5 protein-coding genes are annotated in these 5,129 nt (G+C 64.9%); 4 read left to right on the forward strand and 1 reads right to left on the reverse strand.

Features of this window, described 5'->3' with window-relative positions:
* The 4 genes from ftsY to ADADOO_RS04250 all read left to right on the forward strand — a co-directional run.
* On the forward strand, positions 1–1,006 hold a 1,006-nt coding region (gene ftsY, locus ADADOO_RS04235; protein ID WP_511275287.1), incomplete at its 5' end, for a signal recognition particle-docking protein FtsY.
* Positions 1,003–1,656: a cell division ATP-binding protein FtsE gene (locus ADADOO_RS04240; RefSeq protein WP_511275288.1), complete on the forward strand. Its 654-nt coding sequence runs from the start codon at positions 1,003–1,005 to the stop codon at positions 1,654–1,656. The genes ftsY and ADADOO_RS04240, both read left to right, overlap by 4 nt.
* Positions 1,653–2,561 (forward strand): permease-like cell division protein FtsX, encoded by a 909-nt coding sequence (gene ftsX / locus ADADOO_RS04245; protein ID WP_511275289.1) that lies wholly within the window; start codon positions 1,653–1,655, stop codon positions 2,559–2,561. Before ADADOO_RS04240 ends, ftsX begins: the two co-directional genes overlap by 4 nt.
* Positions 2,562–2,631: 70 nt before the next feature.
* Positions 2,632–4,185, forward strand: a complete 1,554-nt coding sequence (locus ADADOO_RS04250) for an NAD(P)-binding protein (protein WP_511275290.1) — start codon at positions 2,632–2,634, stop codon at positions 4,183–4,185.
* On the opposite strand, the gene ADADOO_RS04255 is transcribed toward ADADOO_RS04250, so the two are convergent.
* Positions 4,170–5,129: response regulator (locus ADADOO_RS04255; RefSeq protein ID WP_511275292.1), on the reverse strand; the 960-nt coding region annotated here is incomplete at its 5' end. The genes ADADOO_RS04250 and ADADOO_RS04255 overlap by 16 nt on opposite strands.

A 5,129-nucleotide genomic window follows, 5' to 3' on the forward strand; every position in this document is an offset into this window, starting at 1 on the left:
GTCAGCAAGGCTTGAGACCCCCATTCCCATGTTCAGTTTCCTGAAAAAATCCGGCGCCGAGAAGAAGACCGACGTCCCGGCTGAAAGCGCCGCGGCGCCTGGCTGGCGCGAGCGCCTGTTCAAGGGCCTGGCCAAGACCCGCGCCCAATGGGGCGGCAAGCTCAAAACCATTTTCTCGCGCGGCAAGGTCGACGACGAACTGCTCGAAGAACTCGAAACCTTGCTGCTGACCAGCGATTGCGGCGTCGAGGCAACGACCCATCTGCTCGACGAACTGAAAAAAGCGGCCAAGCGCGACAAGCTCGACACCCCGGACGCCATCCAGAAGGCGCTGCACGATGCCCTGCTCGAAACCTTGCAGCCGCTTGAAAAGCCGCTCGACGTGTCGACCCACAAGCCCTTCGTGATCATGATTGCCGGCGTCAACGGCGCCGGCAAGACGACCTCGATCGGCAAGCTGGCCCACTATTTCCAGATGCAGGGCAAGAGCGTGCTGCTGGCTGCCGGCGATACCTTCCGTGCGGCAGCCCGCGAACAGCTCGAAACCTGGGGCGAGCGCAACAACGTGACGGTCATCGCCCAGGACAACGGCGATCCCGCGGCCGTCGTCTTTGACGCCATTTCGGCCGCCAAGGCGCGTGGCATCGACATCGTGCTGGCCGACACGGCCGGCCGTTTGCCGACCCAGCTGCACCTGATGGAAGAAATTGCCAAGGTCCGTCGCGTCATCCAGAAGATCGATCCGGAAGGCCCGCACGAAACCCTGCTCGTCCTCGATGCCAACATCGGCCAGAACGCGCTGCAGCAGGTCAAAGCCTTCGACAAGGCGATCAATGTCACCGGTCTGGTCCTGACCAAGCTCGACGGCACGGCCAAGGGCGGTGTCGTCACGGCCATTGCCCGGCAGTGCCCGAAGCCGATCCGCTTCATTGGCGTCGGCGAGCAGATCGACGATCTGCGCCCCTTCCTGGCCCGCGATTTTGTGGATGCCATGTTTGAACAATGATTGAAGCGAGTAATCTGACCAAACGCTATCCGGGCGGCTTCGAGGCCGTCAAGGATGCGAGTTTTTCGATTGAGGCCGGGCAAATGGTGCTCATCACCGGCCATTCCGGCGCCGGCAAGACGACGCTGGTCAAGCTCATTTCGACCATCGAGCGGCCGACTTCCGGCAGCCTCGTGGTCAATGGCCAGAACCTGTCGGCCCTTGGGCGCAGTGCCATTCCGCATGTGCGCCGGCATTTCGGCCTGGTTTTCCAGGACCAGAAGCTGCTGTTCGACCGCAATGCCCTCAACAACGTGCTGCTGCCGCTCGACATCGCCGGCCTGCCGCGCCGCGAGGCGATTCGCCGGGCTCAGGCGGCGCTCGACAAGGTCGGGCTGCTGGCCCGTGAAAAGGCCAGTCCCATCGCTCTGTCGGGTGGTGAACAGCAACGGCTGGCCATCGCCCGCGCCGTGGTCAACCGGCCGACCATCCTGATCGCCGACGAGCCGACCGGCAATCTCGATAGCGAATCGGGCCTGGCCATTCTCGACATCTTTGCCGACTTTCATCGTGTCGGCGTCACGGTCGTCGTTGCCACGCACGACCAGAGCTGGATCGAACGTTACCACCCGAATGTCTTGCGCCTGGCGCACGGGAGGGTGGTTGCATGACCTGGCTTATCCACCACCGCGCCGCGCTGGCCGCCGCTTTCCGCCGCTTGTGGGCGACGCCGCTCAATACCCTGCTCTCGCTGCTCGTCATCGGCATTGCGCTGACTCTGCCGGCTTTTGGTTACGTCGCGCTCGACAACCTGCGTGATCTCGGCCGCAATGCCTCCGGTGTGCAGCAGATCAGCCTGTTCATGAACCTCGAAGCGAGCCGGAAGGACGTCGGCGAAATCGAAAGCCGGCTGCGACAGGCCGCCAACGGCAAGTGGAAATTTGTGCCGAAAGAGGACGCGCTGAAGCGCATGCAGCGCAGCGAAGGTATGGCCGAAATCGTCGCCAGCCTGCCGCGCAACCCGCTGCCCGATGCCTTCGTGATCGAACCGGCCAACACCGAGCCGGAGGCGCTGGAAATTCTGCGCAAGGAAATCGCCGGCTGGCCCAAGGTTGCCCACGTTCAGCTCGATTCGGCCTGGGTCAAGCGTTTCGACGCCTTCTTGCGTCTCGGCAAGCTGGCGCTGTGGATGCTGGCCGGGCTGTTTGGCGCCGGGTTGGTCGCCGTGACTTTCAACACCATCCGCCTGCAGGTCATGGCCCAATCGGCCGAGATCGAGGTGGCGCGCATGATCGGCGCGACGGACGGTTTCATTCGCCGGCCCTTCTATTATTTCGGCGCCCTGCAGGGGGCGCTCGGCGGCCTGCTCGCCGCCGCGCTGGTGCTCGCCGCACTGCGTTTGCTGGCCGGGCCGGTTGGTGAGCTGGCCGCGCTCTATGGCGGCAGCTTCAGCCTGCACCCGCCGGGCGTGACGGAAACGCTGGGACTGGCCGGGCTCGGCGCTTTCCTCGGCTGGCTGGGCGCCCAGCTGTCGGTCAGCCTGTCGGTCAGCCTGTCGCTGCGGAAACTTGATTAGCCGGCGGGAGTTTCTTTGTACGGTGGGGGCGGCAGCGCTTGCCGGTTGCGCTCCGGCCGGAAAGCCCCCTTTGCCGCCCGGCGACTTGCTCGGCATGAATCAGGCGCTCGGCCACCGGCTGCGCGACGGTCATTTCCCGGCCCCTTCTGAAACGCGAAAAACTGGCGTGCTGATCGTTGGCGGCGGCATTTCCGGGCTATCGGCGGCGTGGAAGCTGGCCAATGCTGCGGTCGACGACTTTCTGGTGCTGGAAATGGAAAACGAGGCCGGCGGCAATTCGCGGGCCGGGCAGTCGCCGCTCGTCGCCTACCCGTGGGGCGCGCATTACTTGCCGTTACCCGGGCCGGAGGCCGTGCTGGTGCGTGAACTGCTGGCCGAACTCGGCGTCCTGCAGGGCGATCCGGCCGCACTCAAGCCGACCTATGACGAGCGTTATCTGTGCGCGACGCCGCACGAGCGGGTCTATCGCAATGGCTTGTGGGACGAGGGGTTGCTGCCGCAACGCGGCATCGAAGCGGCTGAGCTGGCCGAGCAAAGGCGCTTTCATGAGCGGATGGAGGAACTCAAGCGAGCCCGTGGTCGCGACGGCCGCCGGCTGTTTGCCATCCCGATGGCGCTGTCGAGTCGCGATCCGGAATGGCTGGCGCTCGACCGGATTTCCTTCGCCCAGTGGCTGAGCGACAACGGCTTTACGGCCCCGACCGTGCGCTGGCTGGCCAATTACGCCTGCCGCGACGACTATGGAACGGCCTGCGCTCAGGTTTCGGCCTGGGCCGGTCTTCACTACTTCGCCTGCCGCGACGGCGAGGCGGCCAATGCCTCGGGCGATACCGTGCTGACGGCCCCCGAAGGCAACGCCTGGTTGGCCCGCGGGCTGGCCAAAAAAGCCGGTGATCGCGTCGTGACCGGGGCGCTGGTCTGGCGCATCGAGGAGGGAAAGTCGGGTTTGACGGTCGACGTGCTTCTCGGGGCAAAAACCGTGCGCTTCGAAGCCCGGGAACTGATCTGGGCGGCGCCCGCTTTCGTCCTGCCGCGCGTCTGGCCGGCGATTCCAGCCGAACTCAAAGCGGCCGCGCTGGCCGGCGATTACGCGCCGTGGCTGGTCGCCAACCTGCATCTGGCCGATCTGCCGGAAGAGCGGCACGGCGCGCCGGCGGCGTGGGACAACGTGTTTTACGATAGCTCGGGCCTCGGCTACGTCAGCGCAACCCATCAATTGATCCGCCGTCGCCTGAGCGGCACGGTGTTCACGTATTACCGAGCGCTGCACGAAGTCGCACCGGCCGAGGGGCGCCGGCGGCTCATCGAAACGCCGCGCGAAGCCTGGGCCGAAGGCATCCTGGCCGAACTCGAAGGCGTCCATCCCGACATCCGCAAGCTGACGACCCGCCTCGACGTCTTCCGCCACGGTCACGCCATGCGCCGCCCGGTGCCAGGCAGCCTGTTCGACGACCATAAAGGCAACGGCTGGCCCCACGGTCAACGGGAAAAATTGGCCAATTTTGAAAGTCGGCGCATCACGCTGGCCCACGCCGACCTGTCAGGTTTTTCGCTGTTCGAGGAAGCGCAGTATCGCGGCGTGCTGGCTGCCGAACGCGTCCTTCGATCTTACGTTGCGAGGTAGCGCAGGAGCAGCATCTTGAGGTCGTCGGGCTCGACCGGTTTGACGATGAAATCGTTCATGCCCGCGGCGATGCAGCGTTCGCGGTCTTCGGCAAAGGCGTTGGCGGTCATCGCGATGATCGGCAGCAGCGTGTATTGCGGCTGGGCGCGGATGCGGCGGGTGGCTTCGAGTCCGTCCATTTCCGGCATCTGCATGTCCATCAGAACCAGGTCGTAACTGCGGGTCGCCAGGCGCTCAAGCGCTTCCCGGCCATTTTCTGCGGTGTCGGCTGTGGTGCCGAAATCCTTGAGCAATTCCAGGGCAATCTCGCGGTTGATCGGCTCGTCCTCGACGATCAGCAGATGGCGGCCGGCCAGCGTTTCCTGGACGGCGGGCAGGGTCATGCCGGCCAAGGTCGAGGTGATGGCATCCATGTCCTCGTCGCCCGGTTTCAGGCGGGCCGTGAACCAGAAGCAGCTGCCGTGGCCTGGCCGGCTGCTGACGCCGACTTCGCCACCCATCAATGCGGCGAGGCGACGGGTGATGGCCAGGCCGAGGCCGGTGCCGCCGAATTTGCGGGTGGTCGATGCGTCGGCCTGCTCGAAAATCCCGAACAGCCGGGGGATCGATTTTTCGGCGATGCCGATGCCGGTGTCTTCAACCTCGAAGCGCAACACGGTTTCGCTGTTCGCCTCGCTGATCCGGCGGACGCGGACGGTGACGCTGCCCCGCTCGGTGAACTTGATGGCGTTGGCGGTGTAGTTGATCAGACACTGGGTGATCCGCGTTGGGTCGCCAATCAGCGTCCGCTTGAAATCATCGGACTCGGCGTGGAGGACCAAGCCTTTTTGGCGGGCGCGCTCGCCCAGCACGGCAAGAACCCGGCGCAGAATGTTGTTGATGTCGACCGTGGTTTCGTCGAGCTGCAGCTTGCCGGCCTCGATCTTGGAAATGTCGAGAATGTC

The organism is Azonexus sp. (genome assembly GCF_036170495.1).
Lineage (GTDB): Bacteria > Pseudomonadota > Gammaproteobacteria > Burkholderiales > Rhodocyclaceae > Azonexus.